The sequence below is a fragment of the Romboutsia sp. 13368 genome (genome assembly GCF_018336475.1).
In the GTDB taxonomy this organism is placed as follows: domain Bacteria; phylum Bacillota; class Clostridia; order Peptostreptococcales; family Peptostreptococcaceae; genus Romboutsia.
This window is the reverse complement of the sequence record NZ_CP048741.1, coordinates 1,388,557-1,389,396: the sequence shown is the minus strand read 5'-3', so window position 1 is coordinate 1,389,396 and position 840 is coordinate 1,388,557. Positions and strand designations below refer to the sequence as shown.

Below are 840 nucleotides of genomic sequence, written 5' to 3'. Positions count from 1 at the left end.
GACTTTTGATAAAAATAAAATTAAAGATATYTTATTAGAAAATAATAAAAATATAGATAATATCTCTAATGAAAATAAATTAAAAATAGGTATCCTAGGTGCAAGATCTAATGATAGCATCGTTGATATTATCAATGAAAATAATGCACAAGTCGTATTCAATATTACTTGCACTGGTATAGATAGAAAGTTAAAAATTGATGAAGATAATATTTTATCTTCTTATTCAAATAGTATTTTAAGCCAAATACCTTGTATGAGGATGGAAGAAGCTCATAAAAGAGAAGATTTTATTAGAAACTTTGAAGATAATCTTGATGGAATAATATGTCATACTGTTCAATTTTGTGATAATTATTCCTATGAGTACATCAGTTTAAAACAAAATATAAAAACTCCTATACTTTTATTAGAAACTGATGCTACAAAACAATGTGTAGGTCAAATTAAAACTAGGGTTGAAGCATTTTTAGAATCATTGGCTGTTTCAAAAGGAATCTCTATTAATGATAAGGGGAAAAAAATGAAAATAAATAAAGATGGAAAAGTATATGTATTGGGAGTTGATAGTGGCTCTACATCAACTAATGCAGTTATAATGGATGAAAATAAAAAAATTATAGCTCATGAGGTAATTAGAACTGGTGCTAAAAGTATAGAAAGTGCACAAACAATATTAGAAAATATTTTAACTAAAGCTAATTTAAATAAAGAAGATTTAAGTTTAATAGTATCAACTGGATATGGACGTGTAAGTATACCTTATGCACATGAAAGTGTAACAGAAATTAGTTGCCACGGAAAAGGTGCTCACTATTTCAATCCTAAAATTAGAACTAT

Annotated in this window: 1 protein-coding gene; it reads left to right on the top strand. The window is 26.2% G+C overall.

Features of this window, described 5'->3' with window-relative positions; translation table 11 throughout:
- The coding region (locus G3997_RS05630) for a 2-hydroxyacyl-CoA dehydratase (protein ID WP_296649429.1) at positions 1–840 on the top strand (840 nt) is incomplete at both ends.